Raw genomic sequence first — 20,428 nt, 5'->3', positions numbered from 1 at the left:
GCCCTTGTTTACACACTGTCACTCCATAAATAAACACACATCGCTCCGTAATAAATACACACTGTCACTCCGTAATAAAACACACATCGCTCTGCCATGCCGCTTTGCAGATTCAATCCGCGTCATCGCCCCCACTCATCCCCCTCATTCATCCTCTCCATCTTTCTTTGGCAGCTTCCTTCCCCTGCTCACCGGGTGATTAGTTGGAAATAAGGCACTTAATCTGTCGCTTTTGGATTGTTTAAGAAAACTAAGTGGATTTTCGCCATCTAATTTGGCTGATTTTTGGTTTTTGGGGTGTGATGGGAGCTTTTAAGTGGCGTTTTTCCACTTAGTTCTAGGATGCAGGGGGAAACCGGGAAATTAAGTGTTGATTTTCCACTTAGATTCTTCACTAGAAAGGGAAGGTGCGTCAAACTGAGAGGCTCAACAGACCTTTTCCTGTCTGGGCTCTGATTTTTCGCCTGAACCGACGATTAACGCGTATTACCTGCGTACCTGCTGATCCTGCTGATCTTGCTGATCCAGCCGAAGCCGTCCTGGGCAAGGCTCCTGTAGCTTTCACTTTCCCGCACGTCAGCCGTTTCAAGTCATTTGGCCTAAACGGGAGTGTTGCAACCATCCAGATGCCCGGTTACTCAGGCAACCACTCCTAATTATTAGGAGTGGTTGCGGAATGTACGACTAAAGCTCATATGCTGTCGAAATAAGCGGCGTTGTGTCATAACGAGTGTATTGGCGTATGAATCTAACAGCGTCTGTAACCCGGACGTTGAGAGGGGCTGGATACTTCTGCGTTGTAAATAATCCTCATTGCTCCATCAGCCCACCCGCGGCCCGTCTGCCAGATTGCCCCACATCAGCCGAACAGCCGTCCCTCCGCAAGATTGTCCCACATCAGCCGACCTGGCGCCCCTCCCTAGGATTGTCCCACATCAGCCCGGCCCCAGTCTGCCAGCCCCTAAGTCGTCGCCCCTTCCTCCAGCTCGACCGGAAGGACATACTGCGGGGAGACCGGACCGCCGTGGACCTGGCGGATAATCAGCTCGACGGCGAGCTTGCCCATGGCCTCGATCGGCTGGCGGATGGTGCTGAGTGCGGGCCCGAGCATGCTGCGCAGGGCAATGCCGTCATAGCCGACAATCCGCACATCCTCCGGCACCCGCCGGTTGTGCTCGCGGCAGGCTTTGAGCGCATAGGCCGCGATGATATCGCTGCCGGCGAAGATGCCGTCCGTGCCGGGCTGCTCGCGGAATAACTGTTCCAGCAGCCGCTCGTAGGCCTCGACATCGAAGCTGTTGTCATCCGTATGCAGCAGGGTATACGGAATATTATGTGCCCCGGCTGTAGCGGCGAATGCCTCAAAGCGGAGACCTGATAATATGTTCAGGCCGGGATGGCCGCCGATATGAGCCAGCTGCCGGCAGCCTTTTTCAATCAGAAGAGTAGTGGCAAGCACGCCGCCCTGGTAGTTGTCGGAGCAGACGTAAGGAATGCCCGGCGAAATCTGCCGGTCGAAGGTGACGAGCGGCAGATTCATCTGCTGGTAGGCCTCTACTTCCAGTGTGTGGCTGCCCATAATGATGCCGTCAACCCGGCTTGCCCGCAGCATATCAATGTACTCCAGCTCCTTGTGCTTGTCCTGCCTGGAATTGCAGAGCAGCAGCTTGCAGCCGTTACGGTAGGCGTGCTCCTCTATGTAGCCGGTAAGTTCCCCGAAAAAAGGATGCGCAACGCTGGGAATAATCAGTCCGATAATATTCGACCTTGAACGGCTGAGTGAACGGGCCAGCTCATTAGGGCGGTAGTTCAGCTCGTCCATGGCCTGGAGCACCTTTTTCTTCAGCTCCTCGCTTAAATATCCCCTGTTGTTCAGCACACGGGAGACGGTGGTAACCGAGACGCCCGCTTTTAGCGCCACGTCTTTAATTGTAGGCATATTAAGCCTCCTGTCCTGTGCGGTTCTTAGCAGCTTTATTCTATCGTGATGCCGGGGCCGGTGTCTATTTAAGACCGGCGGTTTTCGCGCTTTTCGCGCTTTTCTTTATTTCAAAAATTAGTGTTTCACCCTATAATTAAAGATGAGAAAGTCATATAATGCCGCACAAATCATCTACTCTCAATTAGCCTATACATAAGCAGAATGTCCTGAACATAGTGGCTTTTAACGTTTTCCCGAACGAAAGAGGATGGGGGAAGGGGTCCGGCGAAAGAGATATTGTCGAAGCCTTCCGTTTTTAACTTTGAGATGGATGAATGGGAGTGTGCAAATGGACTTAAAGCAAACCGATCTCAAGGTGTTCACAAGACTCCTGCTCTTAATGATGCTCTGCGGGATTTTTTATCAGCCTGCGCAGGCAAGTGCAGATGAGCTGCCACCAAAAAATGTGCTGGTGCTGCATTCCTATCACAAAGGGTTTGCCTGGACAGACGAACAAGGGGCCGGTATTGAACAGACCCTCAAGAGTGCCCCCGGACAGCCGCTGATCTACAGTGAGTATATGGATTGGAAACGTTACCCCGGCCAAGACAATCTTGATCACTTTTACCAGACTATCAAGCTTAAGTATCAGTCCGTGCACATTGATGCGATTATGACCACGGATGATGCTGCGCTGAGCTTTGCAATCAAATATCGCGGGGAAATTCTGGACAATGCACCGATTATCTTCAGCGGCATAAATGAACTGGGTGTGGAAAGTCTGGGGGAGCCCGGCAATATTACGGGTGTAATCGAAAAGATCAGCCCGGCACGTACCATTGAAATGGCACTCGAGATTAATCCGGAAATTAAAAATGTATATATTTTATATGACAATACCGAAAGCGGCCTGTCCACCGGCCAAATGGTGATGGAGCAAATTTCGTCACTGAATCCGGCTCTGCAGCTGTATGCGTTAAACCGGCTCTCCAAACAGGAGATTATTGACCAGGTATCCGCACTTTCCTCTGACAGTATTGTTCTGATGACTACATATTACAGCGATTCGACAGGACGCACGGTTGAATTTGACCAGTTTTCCAGTGAGCTGGGTGAGAGCAGCAGTGTTCCGGTATACCATATTTACGATTTCGGGTTAAATCACGGCGCCTTCGGCGGCAGCCTGATCAGCGGCTTGATTCAGGGTCAGACTGCGGCCGGACTGGCCGTACGGATTCTGGAGGGGGAACTGGCGGATCAGATCCCTGTCGTGAATGGCAGCAGTGTGCGCAGTGTGTTTGATTATAATGAGCTGCAGCGGTTCGGAGTCTCTGTCAAAAAGCTGCCGGAGGGCAGCGAGGTGATCAATAAGCCGTTTTCTTTTTATGATACGTATAAGGGGCTTGTGCTGAGTATTATCGCTGCGTTTGCCGTTCTGGTGTCCTTTATTCTGATCCTGTTGTTTTATGTACAGCTTGTGAAGAAGATCCGCAGCAATCTGGAAAAAAGCAATGAGCGCTTTGCCCTGGCGACCTACGGCTCAGATGCGGTAATCTGGGATCTCGATATGTCGAATATGGTCTACTATTTCTCGGACAGCTGGTATGAGCTGCTAGGATATGAACGGGATGAAGTGAATGAAGCCCACGGCGGCTGGAGGGACCTCATTCACCCTGAGGATGCGGAGGAGGAGAACCGCCAGCGTACGAATCATCTCGAAGGCAGGACTTCTTACTACTACTGTGAATTCCGGATGCGGGGCAAATCGGGGGAATACAAGTGGTTCCAGACCCGGGGCAAGGTGCTGCGTAATGCGGAGGGCAAATTTGTCCGGTTTGCCGGTTCCATGGTGGATGTGACGGACCGCAAAGGCTATGAAAGCAAGCTGCAGATGAGCTATCAGGAGCTGGAATCCACCTATGAGGAGCTTACCGCGCTGCAGGATGAGCTGCTGGAGCAATATAACAAGGTAGTCGAAAATCAGTCGCTGCTGCAGACCAGTGAGGAAAAATACCGGCAGCTGGCTTACAATGATGTGCTCAGCGGATTGCCGAACCGCCTGTCCCTGGCGGAAGCGCTGGAGCTGTTCATCAAGGAGAACGCCGGCGGGCATGCAGCCCTGTTCTTTCTTGATATTGATAATTTCAAATATATCAATGATACTCTGGGGCATACCTTTGGCGATGAGCTGCTGGTAAAGGTCGGTGAGCGTCTGCTGCAGCTGGGCGATGAACGCAGCAGGCATTTCCGTTTCGGCGGAGATGAATTCGTCATTCTGTTCCAGGATAACAGGGGATTCAGTGAGGTTATCGCCTATGCGGATTCCCTCGTACAAGGCTTTAAGGAGCCGTTCGAGCTGCATGCCAGCATCGTACATATCTCTACGAGCATCGGGATTGCCCAGTATCCGGAGAACGGGGTGAACGCCGAGGAGCTGCTGAAGAATGCAGACATCGCGATGTATAAGGCGAAGGAGGCAGGCAAGGGAACCTATGTGGTCTACGGCCGGGACATGCAGCAGCATTTCGACGAACGGATGGTTATCGAATCGCATCTGCGCAGCGCGATAACCAATCAGGAGCTGGCGCTGCATTATCAGCCGCTGGTGGACACCGCCTCCGGAGAAATCTGGGGATTCGAGGCGCTGATCCGCTGGAACAGCCCGGCGCTTGGCTTTGTATCCCCGCTATCCTTCATCAAGATCGCCGAGGACTGCCGGCTGATTGTGCCGATCGGTGAGTGGGTGCTCCGTACCGCCTGCCGCTTCATTAAAGAGCTGAACAGCCAGAGCCAGGGACGCTACCATATTTCGGTGAATATATCGGTCATTCAGCTGATGCTGGAGGATTTCACCGATATGGTGCTGGGCATTCTGCAGGAGACCGGCCTTGCGCCGGAGTATCTGGAGCTGGAGATTACCGAGTCCATCTTTATGGAATCCTTCGAGGCGATCAGCTCGAAGCTGGAGGCGCTCAAGGAGAAGGGGATCGGCATTGCCCTGGATGATTTCGGGACAGGCTATTCGTCCCTCAGCTATCTGAAGCAGCTGCCGATCACCACACTGAAGATCGACAAGTCCTTTATCGACAGTATTGATACACCCAATAATATGTCACTTGCCCGTTCAATTGTCACCATCGGGCATGATATGGGGCTTAACGTTACCGCTGAAGGGGTGGAGACACCGGAGCAGCTTGCTTTTCTGGAACGGACCCGCTGCGACAAGATTCAGGGCTACTTCATCAGCCGGCCGATCCCGCAGAAGGATGTGGCGGACTGGGTGAAGGAGAGACGGGTGGGCTGAGGCCGGATTGCTGATAGCCGTTGAATATTGATAGCCACGTATAATGGATAAAAGGCTGCTGTCCCTCTGAAAAGAGACAGCAGCCTTTCTATCTTTAGATGGATGACGGTACTACCGCCTCCGCCTCAATCTCGATCAGCAGCTGCGGATCAATCAGTGCCTTGACCTCGACCATAGTGGCAACCGGCTGGATATCACGGAAGAATTCACCGTGCGCCCTGCCGTATTCCTCCCACTGTGAGATGTCCGTAACATACATTCTTGTTCTGATAACATGGTTCATGCCGGCGCCAAGATCTTTCAGAGCCTGCTCAATCGTCTGCAGAATGAACTTCGTCTGTTCATAGGGATTGCCGGCGAAGGCGACTTCCCCATTTCGCATGGCTGTAGTCCCCGCTACTTCAATCCGGTCTCCGATCCGGAGCGCCCGGCAGTAGCCTACAGATGATTCCCAGGGCGAGCCTGTAAATACTTGTTGGCGTTCCATCCTTAAATCCCCCGCTTTCCGTTCAAATACAGCCGAAGCCTGACTACTTCAACAGCCTGCGCACCAGATTAATCTTGTTGCCGTAAGGCGGGTATACGATGCCCGGATCAACCTTCGCGCTTCGTTTCACAACGCTCTTGCGGTGTGAGAACAGGTCGAAGCTGTGCTTGCCGTGGTACCCGCCGATGCCGGAGTGGCCGACGCCGCCAAATGGCAGACGGGAGCTGGCGACGTGGCTGATCGTATCGTTCACACAGCCACCCCCGAAGGATACGTTGTCCAGCACCTTCTGCTCCACCTGCTTGTCTTCAGTGAACAGATAAAGGGCCAGCGGCTTGGGCCGTTGTTTAATGCTGCTGATGGCCTCCTCCAGCCGGTCGAATGTCAGGATCGGCAGCACCGGCCCGAAGATTTCATCCTCCATCAGGGCATCGCTCCAGTCAGCCGGATAGAGCAGTGTCGGTTCAATATAGCGGTCTCCGGAATCGACTGTACCGCCCATAATCACTTTGGAGCGGTCCCTGTCTATTAGCCCGGCGATCCGCTGCAGCTGCCGGTCGTTAACAATCCGCCCGTAATCCGGGCTTCTGCGGGCATCCTCCCCGTAGAAGGCGGTGATCTGCTGCTTCATCAGCTCAATCAGCCGGCCGGCAACCCCGCTGTGAACGAGCATGTAATCGGGCGCAATGCAGGTCTGCCCCGCATTAATCAGCTTGCCCCAGACAATCCGCTTCGCCGCCGTTTCCAGATTGGCGCTTTTATCGACGATTACCGGGCTTTTGCCGCCCAGCTCCAGGGTTACAGGTACAAGCTGCTTAGCGGCAGCCTCCATGACAATTTTGCCGACGGGTACGCTGCCGGTGAAGAAGATGTAGTCAAATTTGGCGTGTATCAGCAGATTTGTCGTTTCCTTCTCGCCCTGGACAACCCGGATATAACCGGGCTCGAACGTTTCATTTATCATATCCTCAATGACGGCTGACACTGCGGCGTACTCTCCGACGGCTTGAGGACAGCGCAGTTGCCGGCGGCGACAGCTCCGATCAGCGGCTCAATCAGCAGCTGAAACGGATAATTGAACGGGCCGATAATCAGCACGGTACCGTAGGGCTCGCTGAGGATCAGGCTTTTGGACGGAAACATATGCAGCGGCGATTTGACTCTGGCAGGCTTCGCCCAGCGCCGCAGATGCTTCATCATATAGCCGATGCTCTCCAGGGTAAAGCCGATTTCCGTAGCATAGGCTTCGAAATCGCTTTTGTGCAGATCCTGGCGGAGCGCTTCAATAATACGCGGCTCATACCTGCGGATTGCATCCTTCAGCTTTTGCAGCTGGCGGACCCGGAAGCCGGGGTCTTTTGTAACTCCGCTGTCAAAATAATCCCGGTGGCCGGCCAGCAGCCGGCTTATGCTGTGTTCAGTTGCTTCAGGCATAGCTAATCCCTCCAACGTGAATCAAATGTTTATTTGTCCTGGCCCGCAGACGGCTGGTCCGTACGGATGTATTCGTGCATCGCTTCCCGGTTCAGCAGGGTAATCCGGCTGCCCTTGAACTCGATCCAGCCTATATCGCGCAGATACCCCATTTCACGGGAGAGCGACGGCCGTGCTGTGTTCAGATGCTCGGCCCACTCCTTGCGGCTGAACGGCAGGCGTATATGGTCCGAGGCCTGCTGCACTGCCTGCTCCAGCAGGAAATAAATCATCCGCCGCCGCAAGGGGCCTGCGGACAGTATTTCAATTTTGCGGTTGACCAGCACCAGCCGCTCGGACAGATTTTCGATAAAACGGGTCAGGATGTCCGTATCGGCGGAGAACAGCCGCAGCAGCTCATGCTTGCTGATGAACATGACCTGGCAGGGGCCGGTAGCGGTGACGGTGGCCGGAACGAGATTTTCCTTGCGGAACAGCACAGCTTCGCCGATGGTCTGCCCCGCACTCAAGTGGGCGATTGTGACGCCGCTTCCGCTCGGATGGGTTTTCTGCACCTCAACCCGTCCGGAGAGGATGATACCGATCCGGTCTGCAGTATCACCTTCGGCAAAGATCAGCTTATTTTTCTGATAAGCAGTCACCGTATAGATTATTTTGTGCAGGAGGAGCTCCAATTCTTCCGCAGACTTGCCCCGGAACAGCAGACAGGACTGCAGGACGGCAGGGTCAGGTATCATCGGTTTCCTCCAAATTTAAATTTAATCGGTAACATCCGTTACCGATTGTATGGCGAAAGTCTACTACAATAATCAGTAACTGTAAAGGCGGGAAGAACCGGAGTCCTGCCCTGTGTGACGATATTATTTTAGAGGAGTGAACGCCAAGTGAGCAGCATGTTTTGTTTTCAATGTCAGGAAGCGGCGAAAGGAACAGGATGTACCATCCAGGGGGTATGCGGCAAGACCAGTGAAGTAGCCAATCTTCAGGATCTGTTGGTTTATACGCTCAAAGGAATTTCGATCTTTGCCCGCAAAGGCCGGGAGCTTGGCATGACCGACTCCGTTACTGATAAATTCATTATAGAGAGCCTGTTTGCAACGATAACCAATGCTAATTTTGTTCCTGAAGCCTTTACATCCGGTGTCCGGAGAGGACTTCAGCTGCGTGACCAGTGGAGCAGCCGGCTGAAGCTGGCCGGGGCAACAGCAGAGCTTGCAGATCATGATGCTGCGCTCTGGACTGCAGAGACAGATGAAGAGCTGATTGCCAAGTCGGAGACTGTGGGCGTTCTGGCTACAGAGAATGAAGATGTACGCTCCCTGCGCGAGCTGCTGACCTACGGGCTGAAGGGGATGGCGGCTTACATGGAGCATGCAGCAGTGCTGGGCTTCGGTGATGCCGGCGCACATGCTTTTATGGAAAAAGGCCTTGCTTCCACGCTGGATGACACTCTGAGTGCAGGAGAGCTTACCGCTCTGGTTCTGGAATGCGGCAAGTACGGCGTTGATGTGATGGCTCTGCTTGATCAGGCCAACACAACCACGTACGGCAACCCGGAAATCACCAAGGTTAACATCGGCGTAGGCCGTAATCCGGGGATTCTAATCAGCGGACATGACCTGAAGGACATGGAGGAGCTGCTTAAGCAGACGGAAGGCACCGGGGTGGATGTGTATACGCACAGCGAGATGCTGCCGGCCCACTATTATCCTGCCTTTAAGAAATACAGTCACTTTGTCGGCAACTACGGTAATGCCTGGTGGAAGCAGAACGAAGAGTTTGACAGCTTCAACGGTCCGATTCTGATGACTACCAACTGCATCGTGCCGCCTAAGGACAGCTATAAAGACCGACTGTATACAACAGGCAATACCGGCTTCCCTGGAGTGCAGCATATTCCGGCAGGTGAAGACGGCAAGAAGGACTTCTCGGCGATTATCGCCCAGGCTAAGGGCTGTGCGGCTCCGACAGAGATTGAAACCGGCGAGACTGTCGGCGGGTTTGCCCATGCTGCAGTGATGAATGTGGCCGATCAGGTGGTTGAAGCGGTGCAGACCGGCGCAATCAAGCAATTCTTCGTGATGGCCGGCTGCGACGGCCGGATGAAGAGCCGCAATTACTACACGGATTTTGCTTCCGAGCTGCCGGGGGATACGGTGATCCTTACCGCGGGCTGTGCGAAGTACAAATATAACAAGCTTGATCTCGGCGAGATCGGCGGTATTCCGCGTGTGCTGGATGCCGGCCAATGCAATGACTCGTACTCCCTTGTCGTTATTGCCCTCAAGCTGAAGGAAGTATTCGGCCTTGATGATGTAAATGATCTGCCGATTGCCTACAACATTGCCTGGTATGAGCAAAAAGCGGTAATCGTGCTGCTGGCCCTGCTGCATCTCGGCGTCAAGAACATCCATCTCGGACCTACACTGCCAGCCTTCTTATCGCCTAACGTGGCTAAAGTATTGGTCGATAACTTCGGAATCGGCGGTATCACCACGGTTCAGGAGGACATGGAGCGGTTCATGGCTGCTGTGTAACTCATATTGTTATGTAAAAAAGCCTATAGCTGTGCCCCGCCGGATTCCGGCAGGGATCGCTCTAGGCTTTTTGACGTCCGGGCTTACGGCAGCCGGTAGAACGCGAACGGCTCGCCGCTGCGGAATGGACGGCTCGCTTGCTCCAGCCGCTCCAGCGTCTGCTTGTCCAGCTCCAGGGCAGCGCTGGGCAGGTTCTGCTGCACCTGCTCCACGCGTGTAGCTCCGACAATGACGGTGGATACGGCCGGCTGATGCATCAGCCAGGCCAGGGACAGGGCGGTGGGGGTCGTGCCGAGTTCCGCAGCAATCCGGCTGACCTCATCGCCCAGCTCAATCCGTTCCGGGCTGAGGAAGCGGCTGAAGTTCGGGTCTGTTTCTGCACGCGACCCGGCCGGAGCAGCGCCGCTAACGCTGTATTTGCCGGTCAGGATACCGCCGGCGAGCGGGAAGTAAGGGATGATGCCCAGTCCCTGATCCAGGCAAAGCGGCAGCAGCTCAATTTCCGGTGTCCGGTCAGCCAGCGAATAGCTGCACTGGATCGAGGTGTACTTCATATAGTTCCGCGCCTCGCTGATGCCCAGCGCCTTCATCAGCTCCCAGGCGGCATAGTTGGAGGCGCCGATATAGCGGACCTTCCCGGAGGAGACCATATCGTCCAGAGTGCGCAGCGTTTCATCAAGCGGAGTATGCGGGTCAAAGGTGTGAATCTGGTAAAGATCCACATAATCTGTCTTCAGGCGGCGCAGGCTCCCCTCCAGCTCCAGCATCAGATGACGGCGGGAGGAGCCGCTGCCATACGGGCCTTCAGCCCGCGGCAGTCCTGCCTTGGTGGCCAGTACCGCTTCCTGCCGTCTTCCCTCCAGGGCTAGTCCGATGATCCGTTCCGATTCGGTGCCGGCATAAATATTGGCGGTGTCGATAAAGCTGATGCCCTGATCCAGGGCGGTATGGATAATCCCGATCGAGGTTTTCTCGTCGGCCCTCTTGCCGAAGGCATTGGTTCCAAGGCCGAGGGCAGATACCTGCAGCCCGCTGTTGCCTAACCGTTTAAATTTCATGCTTATCACTCCTCTTCAAAGGTGTATTTGCGGATTCAGCTTCCCTTCCGCAGCGAACATATCAAGCGCAGTATCAATGAGCAGCCTGACGGCAATGGAGGCCTCCTCCATTGAATGGACGGCGATGTGAACATCACGGTAAGCATCCGGAGACAGCTCGCGGATCATAACACTGCCGGGCGGCGCAAGCAGCGACAGCTCGGACAGTACGCCGACGGCCAGACCCTCTTTGATCATGTTGAGCGCGGTGCTGTAGCTGTTAACCACATATTTTACATTAAGCGCACTATCTGCCCGTCTGAACAAATCAACGACCGGAGGCTCATAGCCGGCTTTGCAGATCATCATGGGTTCATGCTCGAGGTCCTTTACATGGACAGTCCCGTACCGGCCGAGGGGGTGTCCCTCCGGCAGCACTGCGTACAGCTTCTCCCGGTACAGCGGAATGGTTTTAAATTCCTCAAGCGGCGGGATGATCAGTCCGGCATCAATCTGGCGGGTCTCCAGCCACTCCTTCACCTCGGCGACCGAGCCTTCATGGACAGAAATGTCTATACCCGGATACCTGTCCGTAATAGAGCGGATGATCTTGGGTACAAAGTAAGCGGCCGCCACCGGGAAGGCTCCAATCCGGATGAGTCCCTTCTCCAGCCCCTTTTCCGCAGAAACCTCCTGCTCCACCTTATTGAACCCGCTGAGAATCTCCCGGAAAATAATCAGGATACGCTTGCCAACCTCCGTAAGCAAGAGCCCGCTGCGGCGGTCACGCAGCAGCAGCTTGACGTCAAGCTCTGTCTCAAGAGCGGAGATGGCCCGGCTAACCGCCGGCTGGGTCATGTTCAGCTCCTGGCCGGCTTTGGTGAAGCTGCCGGTTTCGGCAATTTTGACAAATAAAAGGATCTGATTATTGTTCATAACAAATTTGGTATGCACCTCATGATTATTATTCATTTCAATTATGATCATAGTTATTGTATCATTTGGAATGAAAATGATACAAGAGGTGAACGCAATGTCACAACGCAGCCGAACGGTTCTGTTGCTTGCTTTTCTGGTAATTGTCTGGGGCATCAACTGGCCTCTTTCCAAAATCGCCTTAACCTATGCCCCTCCGTTGCTCTTCGCGGGTATCCGTACAGTCATTGCGGGAATCATCCTGATTATAGCCGCACTTCCCAAATGGAAGCAGCTTGAATTCAGGCGGCTATGGCCAGTCTATCTGGCTTCGGCAGTGCTCAGCATCGTCTTTTACTACGGGTTTCAGACTATAGGGCTGCAATATGTCCCTTCCGGCCTGTTCTCGGCCATTGTCTTTCTGCAGCCTGTCCTGCTGGGTATCTTTGCCTGGATCTGGCTTGGGGAGAGCATGTACGGGCTGAAAATATTCGGCCTACTGCTCGGCTTCGCCGGGGTAGCCGCGCTCAGCATCGGCGGTTTTACCGGCAGCATCTCTGCGGCTGGTGTACTGCTGGCTCTGGCCAGCGCGTTATGCTGGGCGCTTGGTACCGTGTATATGAAGCGGAATGCGGCGCGGGTCGATATGCTATGGCTGACAGCCATGCAGATTATGATCGGGGGCTTAATCCTGCTGGGTGCCGGATCGGTTACAGAGAGCTGGTCGGCAATTACCTGGAGCAGCGCCTTTATTGTAAATACGCTGTTTATCGCCGTATTCGTTATCGCCCTCGGCTGGATGGTATATTTCAAGCTGATTAATGAGGGGGAGGCCGGTAAAGTGGGCTCCTTCACCTTCCTGATCCCGCTGATCTCCATTGGCTCAAGTGTCGTGCTGCTGCATGAACAGATTACGCTTAATCTTATTGCCGGGATGGTGCTCATCGTTGGCAGTATTCTGCTGGTAAATGTAAATCTGGGACGTAAGCGGCGGCTGAAACATTCACTCTAGAAAAGAGGCTCCGCCATGCGGTACCTGGATGTGATCAGACAAAAGAGCCTGCAGGCCGCCTTTGTGCGGCATTCTGCAGGCTCTTTTCGTGTAGTCAGGGCCGGTTTCTTAACCGCAGGCTCTGGGCGGTGAAGACGGCCTCTCCCGCCGGTTCCGTGAACTCGGCGCTATGTTCGCCAATGGTTATCCGGGTATCTTCGATTTGGCGGACGCTGATTTTGCGGCCTGCGGTCAGCAGAGACTGCCGGTCTCCTGCAGGTCCGGCCTGCTGCACCGCTATAGAGTCTCCGGCTTCGACTGCAGAACCGTTGCATGACGATTGTGCCATCAGGAAGCGGACATTGCCTGCTGCCAGCAGTGTACTGTTTACAGCGCCCTCTCCATGAATATAAAGGTCGCCTCCGGACTGGAGCAGACAGTCCTCCGCACAGGCAATATCAAGCCGGACATTTCCCTCATGCATTTGAAGAATCCCGTCACGAAGCTCTTCCAGCAGGCCCAGAAAGGCGGCTAGCACGGCATCGTCAATAAATTCTGTGAACTGTCCGGGATGCAGGAAGATCTCCAGCATATGCTTAAGCTGCCTGAAGTCTGCAGGACCATAAGGCTCGCTCTCGGCAAGCAGCCCCTGCAGCCCCTTCATCAGGCCTGGAAGGTGGACGTACTTGCTCTCCAGCAGGAGCAGTACGACCAGCCCGTATTTCACGGGCTGCTGCCGGGAGCGGAGATTCTCCTCCAGCAGGAGGGCGGCGTTCCTGAGCAAGGTCAGCTCATCAATCAGCTGTCCGGGAATTTTATGCAGCCGGTGCTGTCTTGCCCCGCAGTCGCCGCAGTATATATGGCTGTCTGTAACTTTGCCGCGGATTACTACACTGCCGGTGGCGGTAATAACGGCATGGCGGACATCGCCAAATATGTATACGTTTCCTAAAGCCTCTATCGTGCAGTGATCGCCGATTCCACCTGGAGCCATTACATCCCCTGCGAACCAAATCAAGCTGTGAGCAGTGGTCATGCTCTTCTGTACTACATGAATATCGGGAAAATCAATGCTCATCGTCCGGGTACCCCAGCCTGTAATCCGCGGCCGGCCGTCGCGGAGGGCGGCAATATCCCCGTTCGGGAGCAGGGAGTAGCATTCAGCAGGCTTCAGGGTGATATCCGCCGGCGGGGGAGAGGGCAGAATGCTGCCATACACATCCGAACCGGGCAATCCTTCCTGCGGAGGCAGCTTGCGGGCCAGTATCCCGCCTGTACGGACAGACGGGACCCCGGGGTAATCAAGCACATTCTCCGGATCAGGTGCTTCGCTGCTGCTGAATACTTCAGCCATGGACAGTCTGGCCAGGGGCTCCAGCCGTCCGTCCGTTCCCGGCAGCGGCGGCTTGCCCACTGCGATGCAGACCGGAAGATAGGTCGGATTATTCAGCTCGGCATACAGGGCAGGAATGTTGAGATTGGGAATGAAGGAGCTCTTGGAGAATTCGGCCAGAATCTGATTAACGGTCAGCCTGGAGAGCAGTACATCATAGTTCGGCTCCGCCCGGACACAGACCTCAGCCGCAGCTGGGCAATTAACCAGCCTCCAGGCATACTTTTCGACCCGGTAGAGTGTAAAGTAGGCGCTCAGCCCGTCCTCAGAAACAGTAATCTGGTACTGCGGCTTCTCGCTGATTTCCCAGCTCAGATGGTCAGATGAAGTAACTGCAACAGGATCAGCTGCTTTAATCCGGTTAATCTTGAGGACAACGGGGTGAAGGGCAGAAATAACGGCAGCTTTGCCGCCGGGTAAGGGAGGGGTTATAAAAATCTGGTCATTCTGCACGATGATTCTCCCGTTCTTGTCCTCATTACCGGCTGTTCCAAACGGCTTGGTGCGGATGGAGGACTGTATGGGATCAGCAGCACTGAAGGCAGGCATGATGCTGAATGCATGCCGTGGCTGTTCGAGAGTGTGGTTCGGCATTGTTATAACCTCGCTTCTAGGATTATCAGAAACCGGCAGCCTGGCAGCCATAAATGCGGCAGCGCATTGTTAGGCCCATTGCTTTGCGTCCTGCCCTTTCGGACAGTTTGCCATTATACAAGAGACATTGATAAACATTCAGCATGAGGTCATTTATTCGACCAGAATCGGCAATAAAAGATTCATAACTGGTGCTATAGTACTGAATTCCGACAAATGCTGCAAATAATCCTAATTTTAATACTTGTGCAGTGAGTTTTCAACTGTAAATTCATCCGAAAATTGCAGCTGGAGTACGGTGTAAGAGCCGGTACTGGGTCTTTTTCTCCAGTCAGATTCCGGGACGCGGATTCTTAGCATGGAAGTTGACTTCTGACCTTTATGAAGATCACAAAACGATAAGTGTTTATCCTAAAAAAAGACTCTCCCAAGCTTAAAGCTTGTGGGAGAGTCCTTTGCTTCCGAGACGGATGCTGCGGGCTGATCCGCTTCTTACCGGAACCGCGGCTGCAGAAACGGCTGTGTAATCGGCCTGCTCAATAACATCAAGCACCCGGTTCAGATGTGAAAAGACGGCGCCTAGATCACGGATGGCTGTCAGCGGACATTCCGCCTGCAGCTCGGAGAACCAGGAGAGCTGCAGCTCCCGGGCCCGGCGCAGACATTCCGGCAGCGGCCGCCGGGCTTCGGCATCAGAAAGCGTCCTGGTTCCGTAGAGAGCGATACAGTCGGCTGCTGCGGCCATTACCTCATTCATCCGGTCCGAACCGGCGTAGTGGGCAGGCAACAGGGTCAGCTCTTCAGCAATTTCCTGGATATAGAAGTGAACCTTCTGCAGATGCGCCGTGGCCTGGGTCAGCGCGCGCAGATCCTTGCGGCACGGATAGTGCGACAGGGTGTACAGCAGCTCCTTCTGCAGGCTGCTGCTCTTCGCGAGCAGTCCGCCGGAGCGCTTCAGCATGTCACGGGCCGGTTCACCGTTTCTGCCGCCTGAAGCGAGCCCGCTTAATGAATCGGCCAGCAGCAGGCTTCCTTGAAGCGCCAGGCCCTTAACCTTGGCGAAGCCCTTGGGCGGGACAACGATCATATTGATTAACAAGGCGATGAGTACCCCGATCAGCGTCTCGGCAAGTCTCCATACGACATAATGATCATGGTAAAAGGTAAGCGCGAGTACAGAGGTTACGCCGACCTGCGAGACGGCCTGGATATTAATCCGGCAGGCGGTTGCAACGCCTATGCCAATCAGCAGAATCAGCAGGAGGGAGACAATCCCGACATCCAGAAAGCGTCCCACAATCAGGCTGACGGTTCCGCCAAGCACGATCCCAAGCAGCCGGTAGCAGCCTTTTTCCAGAGAAGCCTTCACAGTACCCTGTGTTATCAGAATCGCAGCCAGCGGTGCGAAATATAGGTAATGATCGCCATAAAGGCTGTGGACGGCCAGCCAAGATAGGGAGGCGGCCAGTGTAATCCGTATCATATAAAGGGATAATCCAAATTTCTCAAGGCGGTCCTGTAACCCCTCGTTCATGTCGGTCATCTTCTTTCGTAAAAGGAGGAATTTTCAAGCTGTTTTCAGCCGTTTTCATTATAGCATTTCAACCGGAGCGTGAAGCGGATATATTTTACGAACTTGTTAAGATTCAGCCAGAGTTTTTACAATCTATGTTATCGCATATATGGGATTCATCCGATATGCTATATAATATGAAATGTTGTCGAAGCAGGGGCGGGATTGTCGGTACAGGCGGGCCTCCGCCGGGAAGGAGCCGATTGCGCCCTGCCAGATAAGGGTAAAATAGGTTGTAATACATAAGGTAAGGGAGGTTGTTAGCTATAGCTACCCCGGAAGGCACTATTATTTCTTTTGACCAGGTTACTAAGCAATATGATGATGAGGAGGCCGTGTTGAAAGGCGTCAGCTTCGAGATCGAACGCGGCAAATTCTATACACTTCTGGGCCCCTCCGGCTGCGGCAAGACAACCATTCTGCGTCTGATTGCCGGCTTTGCTGAACCGACAGAAGGCTCCATTTATCTGAACGGTAAAATGATCAACCACATTCCCGCCAACGAGCGGCAGGTTAATACGGTATTTCAGGATTATGCCCTGTTTCCGCATCTCAACGTGTTCGAGAATGTGGCCTTCGGACTGCGCATCAAGAAGCTCAAAAAGGATGTTATCACCCAAAAGGTACAGGAAGCGCTGCGCTTCGTTAACCTGGTCGGCTACGATCAGCGTGCGATCAATGAAATGTCCGGCGGCCAGAGACAGCGTGTGGCGATTGCCCGTGCGATCGTCAATGAGCCGCAGGTGCTGCTGCTGGACGAGCCGCTGTCTGCGCTTGACCTGAAGCTGCGTACCGAAATGCAGTACATCCTGCGCGAAATGCAGCAGCGGCTCGGGATTACATTCATCTTTGTCACGCATGACCAGGAGGAAGCGCTGGCGATGTCGGACTGGATCTTTGTCATGAACAAAGGGAAGATCGAGCAGAGCGGAACACCGAACGATATTTATGATGAGCCGATCAACCGGTTCGTCGCCGACTTCATCGGAGAGTCGAATATTGTGCCGGGCGTAATGATTGAGGATTATCTGGTGGAGTTTAACGGACACCGGTTTGAATGTCTGGATGCCGGTCTGCGGCCGAATGAATCGGTGGAGATCGTTATCCGCCCGGAGGATCTGGAAATTTCTACGCTTGAGCAGGGCAAGCTGAAGGTACGCGTTGATTCCCAGCTGTTCCGCGGCGTGCACTATGAGATCAGCTGTTATGACGAATCCGGCCACGAATGGCTGGTTCACTCCACCCGCAAGGCGGAGGTAGGCAGCGAGATCGGGCTTTATTTTGACCCGGAGGCCATTCATGTTATGCGCTTCGGCGAAACGGAGGAAGAATTCGACAGACGTCTGGAAGCTTACGGCGGGGTAGAAAGCCATGAATAATAAGGGCCGTTCGTATTATCTCATCCCTTATTACTTATGGATCGCCTTGTTTGTCATAGCGCCGGTGCTGCTGGTCGTTTATTATTCCCTGTTTGATCTGGACGGAAATCTTACACTGGACAACTACGCGAATTTCTTCACCCCGGTGTATATGAAAATGATGCTGAACTCCTTCTGGTATGCGTTCCTGATCACGGCATTCTCGCTGCTCGTTGCCTACCCCGCGGCTTATCTGCTGACCCGCACGAAGCATAAGCAGCTGTGGCTGCTGCTGATTATCCTGCCGACCTGGATCAATCTGCTGCTGAAGACGTATGCGTTCATCGGGATTTTCGGTACGTTCGGGCCAGTCAACAGCCTCTTTGATGTCCTGGGGATCGGGGAACAGCAAATTCTGTTTACCGGATTCAGCTTTGTGTTCGTTTCGGTGTATATCTTTATCCCGTTCATGATTCTGCCGATCTTCAGCGCCCTGGAGGAGTTGAACCTGTCGCTTGTGGATGCTGCACGCGATCTGGGCGCTTCGGGATGGACGACGTTCCGCCGGGTTATTTTTCCGCTGACGATTTCCGGAGTACGCTCCGGCTGTATGGCGGTCTTCATTCCGGCGCTGTCGCTGTTTATGATTACGCGTCTGATCGCCGGCAACCGGGTCATCACGCTGGGCACTGCCATTGAGCAGCACTTTCTCGTTACCCAGGACTGGGGCATGGGCTCGACCGTCGCCGTGTTCCTGATTGTGATTATGGCCCTGTTCATGCTTCTGACCGGCAGCTCGCGGAAAGGAGTGCGGCATGAAAAATAAAAACGGAATCGCCAATATCTATCTGGTACTGGTCTTTGTCGTCCTGTACGCACCGATCTTCTACCTGATGTACTATTCGTTCAACAGCGGCGGTACAATGCATAAATTTGAGGGCTTCACACTCGATTATTACCGAGAGGTGCTGCAGGATACGCGCCTGATCATTATTGTGATCAATACGCTCGTCATCGCGCTGCTCTCCTCTTCCATAGCTACCGTGATCGCGGTCATCGGGGCATTAGCCATTCACCGCAGCCGCAGACGGCGCTCGAAGAACGCCTTGCTGTCGCTGAATAACGTGCTGATCGTCAGTCCGGACGTCATTATCGGGGCATCGTTTCTGATCCTGTTCACGATTGCCGGCATTCAGCTTGGCTTCACCTCGGTGCTGCTCTCGCACGTGGCGTTCAGCATCCCGATTGCCGTGCTGATGATTCTGCCGCATCTGCAGGAGATGAGCCCGACGCTGACCGATGCCGCCCGGGACCTTGGGGCCAGCCGGATGAGTGTCCTCACCAAAGTGATTCTGCCGATCATCAAGCCGGGGATTTTCAGCGGATTCTTTATGGCGCTGACCTATTCCCTGGATGACTTTGCGGTAACGTTCTTTGTAACGGGCAACGGATACTCAACCCTCCCTGTGGAGATTTATTCCCGGGCACGGCAAGGGGTATCGCTGTCGATCAACGCACTGTCAACCCTGATCTTCCTCTTTACTATCCTGCTGGTCATCGGCTACTATTTCCTGAACCAGCGGAAGAACAAGCCATCCGCTATTATAGCGGAGCCGGCTCTGGAAGCGGGGGTGCCTAGATGAAACAGCTGGTAAATGCTTTTCTGGCGATTCTGCTGGTTGCCTTCGGCCTGATGTTTCTCGCCTCACGCCTGAACTCGGCAGAAGGATATACAGGCGGCAATACGCTGACGATTTATAACTGGGGCGATTACATCGACCCCGATCTGCTGGAGCAGTTTCAGGAGGAGACTGGCATTACGGTCATCTACCAGACCTTTGATTCTAACGAGGCGATGCTGACCAAGGTAGAGCAGGGCGGAACCGTCTTCGACGTTGTGGTTCCTTCCGACTATGCCATCGCCAAGATGCGTGAGGAGAATCTGCTGCTCCCGCTCGACCACAGCAAGATTCCGAATCTGGCCAATATTGACTCCAGCTTCATGGACTTGTCGTTTGATCCGGGAAATATGTATTCTGTACCATATTTCTGGGGGACAGTAGGCATTATTTACAACCCTGAGATGACCGGGGATATTGATTTCAGCAGCTGGAATTCCCTCTGGGACAGCAGGCTGCACAACGATATCTTCTTGGTCGACGGAGCCCGCGAGGTGATGGGGATGGCCTTAAACAGCATGCATTACTCGGTTAACGATACCGATGAGGCCCACCTGCAGGAGGCGCTGACCAAGCTGAACAAGCTCTCGCCTAATGTAAAGGCCATTGTCGGTGACGAGATCAAGATGCTGCTGGCCAATGAAGAAGCGGCTGTCGGGATCGTCTGGTCCGGCGATGCCTCGGAGATTATGGACGAGAACGACAAGCTCGACTATGTGGTGCCTGAAGAGGGCTCAAACATATGGTTCGACAACATGGTCATTCCGAAGACGGCAGCCAATATAGAAGGGGCGCACCAGTTCATCAACTTCATGCTCCGGCCTGAAGTCGCCGCCCAGAATACCGAGTACGTGGGGTACTCCACCCCTAACACCCCTGCACTTGAGCTGCTGCCGGAAGACATATCCGGCGACGAACGCTTCTACCCGCCGGCCGAGATCACCAACCGCCTCGAGGTCTACGACAACCTCGGCAAGCGCATGCTCGCCCATTACAACGAGCTGTTCCTGAAGTTTAAGATGAACAAGAAATAAGGATGTTATAGCTGGATAAACAGGCGCCTGATTGCGGTATGACGCGGTTGGGCGCCTGTTTTGGTGTGGGCGGGAGTGGCTACCCGTAGCCCGTAACCAAACTAAGTGGAAAAACTTCACTTAATTCTGCTCAAAACACCGAAACTGAAAATCTATATAGAACGCAATTAA

The 20,428-nt window shown here is 53.9% G+C and carries 14 protein-coding genes, 1 pseudogene and 1 riboswitch; of the genes and pseudogenes, 7 read left to right on the top strand and 8 right to left on the bottom strand.

Annotation, left to right across the window (positions count from 1 at the left end):
* Positions 1 to 961: 961 nt before the first annotated feature.
* Positions 962 to 1,939: a LacI family DNA-binding transcriptional regulator gene (locus tag AWJ19_RS29175; protein WP_068728687.1), complete on the bottom strand. Its 978-nt coding sequence runs from the start codon at positions 1,937 to 1,939 to the stop codon at positions 962 to 964.
* Between the two features lie 331 nt (positions 1,940 to 2,270).
* Here AWJ19_RS29175 and AWJ19_RS29170 point away from each other — a divergent pair, with 331 nt between their 5' ends.
* A complete protein-coding gene (locus AWJ19_RS29170) occupies positions 2,271 to 5,225 on the top strand; it encodes an ABC transporter substrate binding protein (RefSeq protein ID WP_068728686.1) in 2,955 nt (984 codons plus the stop codon).
* A gap of 94 nt (positions 5,226 to 5,319) precedes the next feature.
* Here the strand turns inward: AWJ19_RS29170 and AWJ19_RS29165 are convergent, their stop codons facing one another.
* From AWJ19_RS29165 to AWJ19_RS29155, 3 genes and pseudogenes are all read right to left on the bottom strand, one after another.
* Complete coding sequence (locus AWJ19_RS29165; RefSeq protein WP_068728684.1) at positions 5,320 to 5,712, bottom strand: RidA family protein; 393 nt, start codon at positions 5,710 to 5,712, stop codon at positions 5,320 to 5,322.
* Positions 5,713 to 5,755: 43 nt separating this feature from the next.
* Positions 5,756 to 7,146 (bottom strand): annotated as a pseudogene (locus AWJ19_RS29160) (aldehyde dehydrogenase).
* Between the two features lie 29 nt (positions 7,147 to 7,175).
* Entirely contained in the window at positions 7,176 to 7,883 is a 708-nt protein-coding gene (locus AWJ19_RS29155) for a Crp/Fnr family transcriptional regulator (protein ID WP_068728682.1), read from the bottom strand.
* Between the two features lie 156 nt (positions 7,884 to 8,039).
* Here AWJ19_RS29155 and hcp point away from each other — a divergent pair, with 156 nt between their 5' ends.
* On the top strand, positions 8,040 to 9,683 hold the full coding sequence (gene hcp, locus AWJ19_RS29150; protein WP_068728692.1) for a hydroxylamine reductase: 1,644 nt from the start codon (positions 8,040 to 8,042) through the stop codon (positions 9,681 to 9,683).
* An 83-nt stretch (positions 9,684 to 9,766) separates the two neighbouring features.
* On the opposite strand, the gene AWJ19_RS29145 is transcribed toward hcp, so the two are convergent.
* Together AWJ19_RS29145 and AWJ19_RS29140 are read right to left on the bottom strand one after the other, a co-directional pair.
* Positions 9,767 to 10,741: an aldo/keto reductase gene (locus AWJ19_RS29145; RefSeq protein WP_068728681.1), complete on the bottom strand. Its 975-nt coding sequence runs from the start codon at positions 10,739 to 10,741 to the stop codon at positions 9,767 to 9,769.
* Between the two features lie 15 nt (positions 10,742 to 10,756).
* Positions 10,757 to 11,656 (bottom strand): LysR family transcriptional regulator, encoded by a 900-nt coding sequence (locus tag AWJ19_RS29140; RefSeq protein ID WP_068728691.1) that lies wholly within the window; start codon positions 11,654 to 11,656, stop codon positions 10,757 to 10,759.
* 97 nt (positions 11,657 to 11,753) lie between these two features.
* Here AWJ19_RS29140 and AWJ19_RS29135 point away from each other — a divergent pair, with 97 nt between their 5' ends.
* Complete coding sequence (locus AWJ19_RS29135) at positions 11,754 to 12,647, top strand: DMT family transporter (RefSeq protein ID WP_068728679.1); 894 nt, start codon at positions 11,754 to 11,756, stop codon at positions 12,645 to 12,647.
* A 94-nt stretch (positions 12,648 to 12,741) separates the two neighbouring features.
* Here the strand turns inward: AWJ19_RS29135 and AWJ19_RS29130 are convergent, their stop codons facing one another.
* Together AWJ19_RS29130 and AWJ19_RS29125 are read right to left on the bottom strand one after the other, a co-directional pair.
* Entirely contained in the window at positions 12,742 to 14,613 is a 1,872-nt protein-coding gene (locus AWJ19_RS29130; RefSeq protein WP_068728677.1) for a flagellar assembly protein A, read from the bottom strand.
* 31 nt (positions 14,614 to 14,644) lie between these two features.
* A riboswitch (cyclic di-GMP riboswitch) is annotated at positions 14,645 to 14,735 on the bottom strand.
* Positions 14,736 to 15,046: 311 nt separating this feature from the next.
* The gene (locus AWJ19_RS29125; protein WP_068728676.1) at positions 15,047 to 16,147 is read right to left on the bottom strand and encodes an FUSC family protein; all 1,101 of its coding nucleotides are present in this window, start codon (positions 16,145 to 16,147) and stop codon (positions 15,047 to 15,049) included.
* Between the two features lie 296 nt (positions 16,148 to 16,443).
* Between AWJ19_RS29125 and AWJ19_RS29120 the strand changes: the two genes are divergently transcribed.
* The 4 genes from AWJ19_RS29120 to AWJ19_RS29105 are packed head-to-tail and all read left to right on the top strand — an operon-like array spanning position 16,444 to position 20,257.
* Positions 16,444 to 17,565 carry an ABC transporter ATP-binding protein gene (locus AWJ19_RS29120; RefSeq protein WP_198536665.1) on the top strand — a complete coding sequence of 374 codons (1,122 nt, stop codon included), beginning with the start codon at positions 16,444 to 16,446 and terminating at the stop codon, positions 17,563 to 17,565.
* Entirely contained in the window at positions 17,558 to 18,370 is an 813-nt protein-coding gene (locus tag AWJ19_RS29115) for an ABC transporter permease (RefSeq protein ID WP_068728675.1), read from the top strand. The genes AWJ19_RS29120 and AWJ19_RS29115 overlap by 8 nt, the downstream gene beginning before the upstream one ends.
* The gene (locus AWJ19_RS29110) at positions 18,360 to 19,187 is read left to right on the top strand and encodes an ABC transporter permease (protein ID WP_068728673.1); all 828 of its coding nucleotides are present in this window, start codon (positions 18,360 to 18,362) and stop codon (positions 19,185 to 19,187) included. The genes AWJ19_RS29115 and AWJ19_RS29110 overlap by 11 nt, the downstream gene beginning before the upstream one ends.
* A complete protein-coding gene (locus AWJ19_RS29105; protein ID WP_068728672.1) occupies positions 19,184 to 20,257 on the top strand; it encodes an ABC transporter substrate-binding protein in 1,074 nt (357 codons plus the stop codon). Before AWJ19_RS29110 ends, AWJ19_RS29105 begins: the two co-directional genes overlap by 4 nt.
* Positions 20,258 to 20,428: the final 171 nt, after the last annotated feature.

The organism is Paenibacillus sp. DMB5, from assembly GCF_001517085.1.
Taxonomy (GTDB): domain Bacteria; phylum Bacillota; class Bacilli; order Paenibacillales; family Paenibacillaceae; genus Paenibacillus_AQ.
Note: the sequence above shows the minus strand (reverse complement) of the source record. Positions and strands in the feature narration are given on the sequence as shown.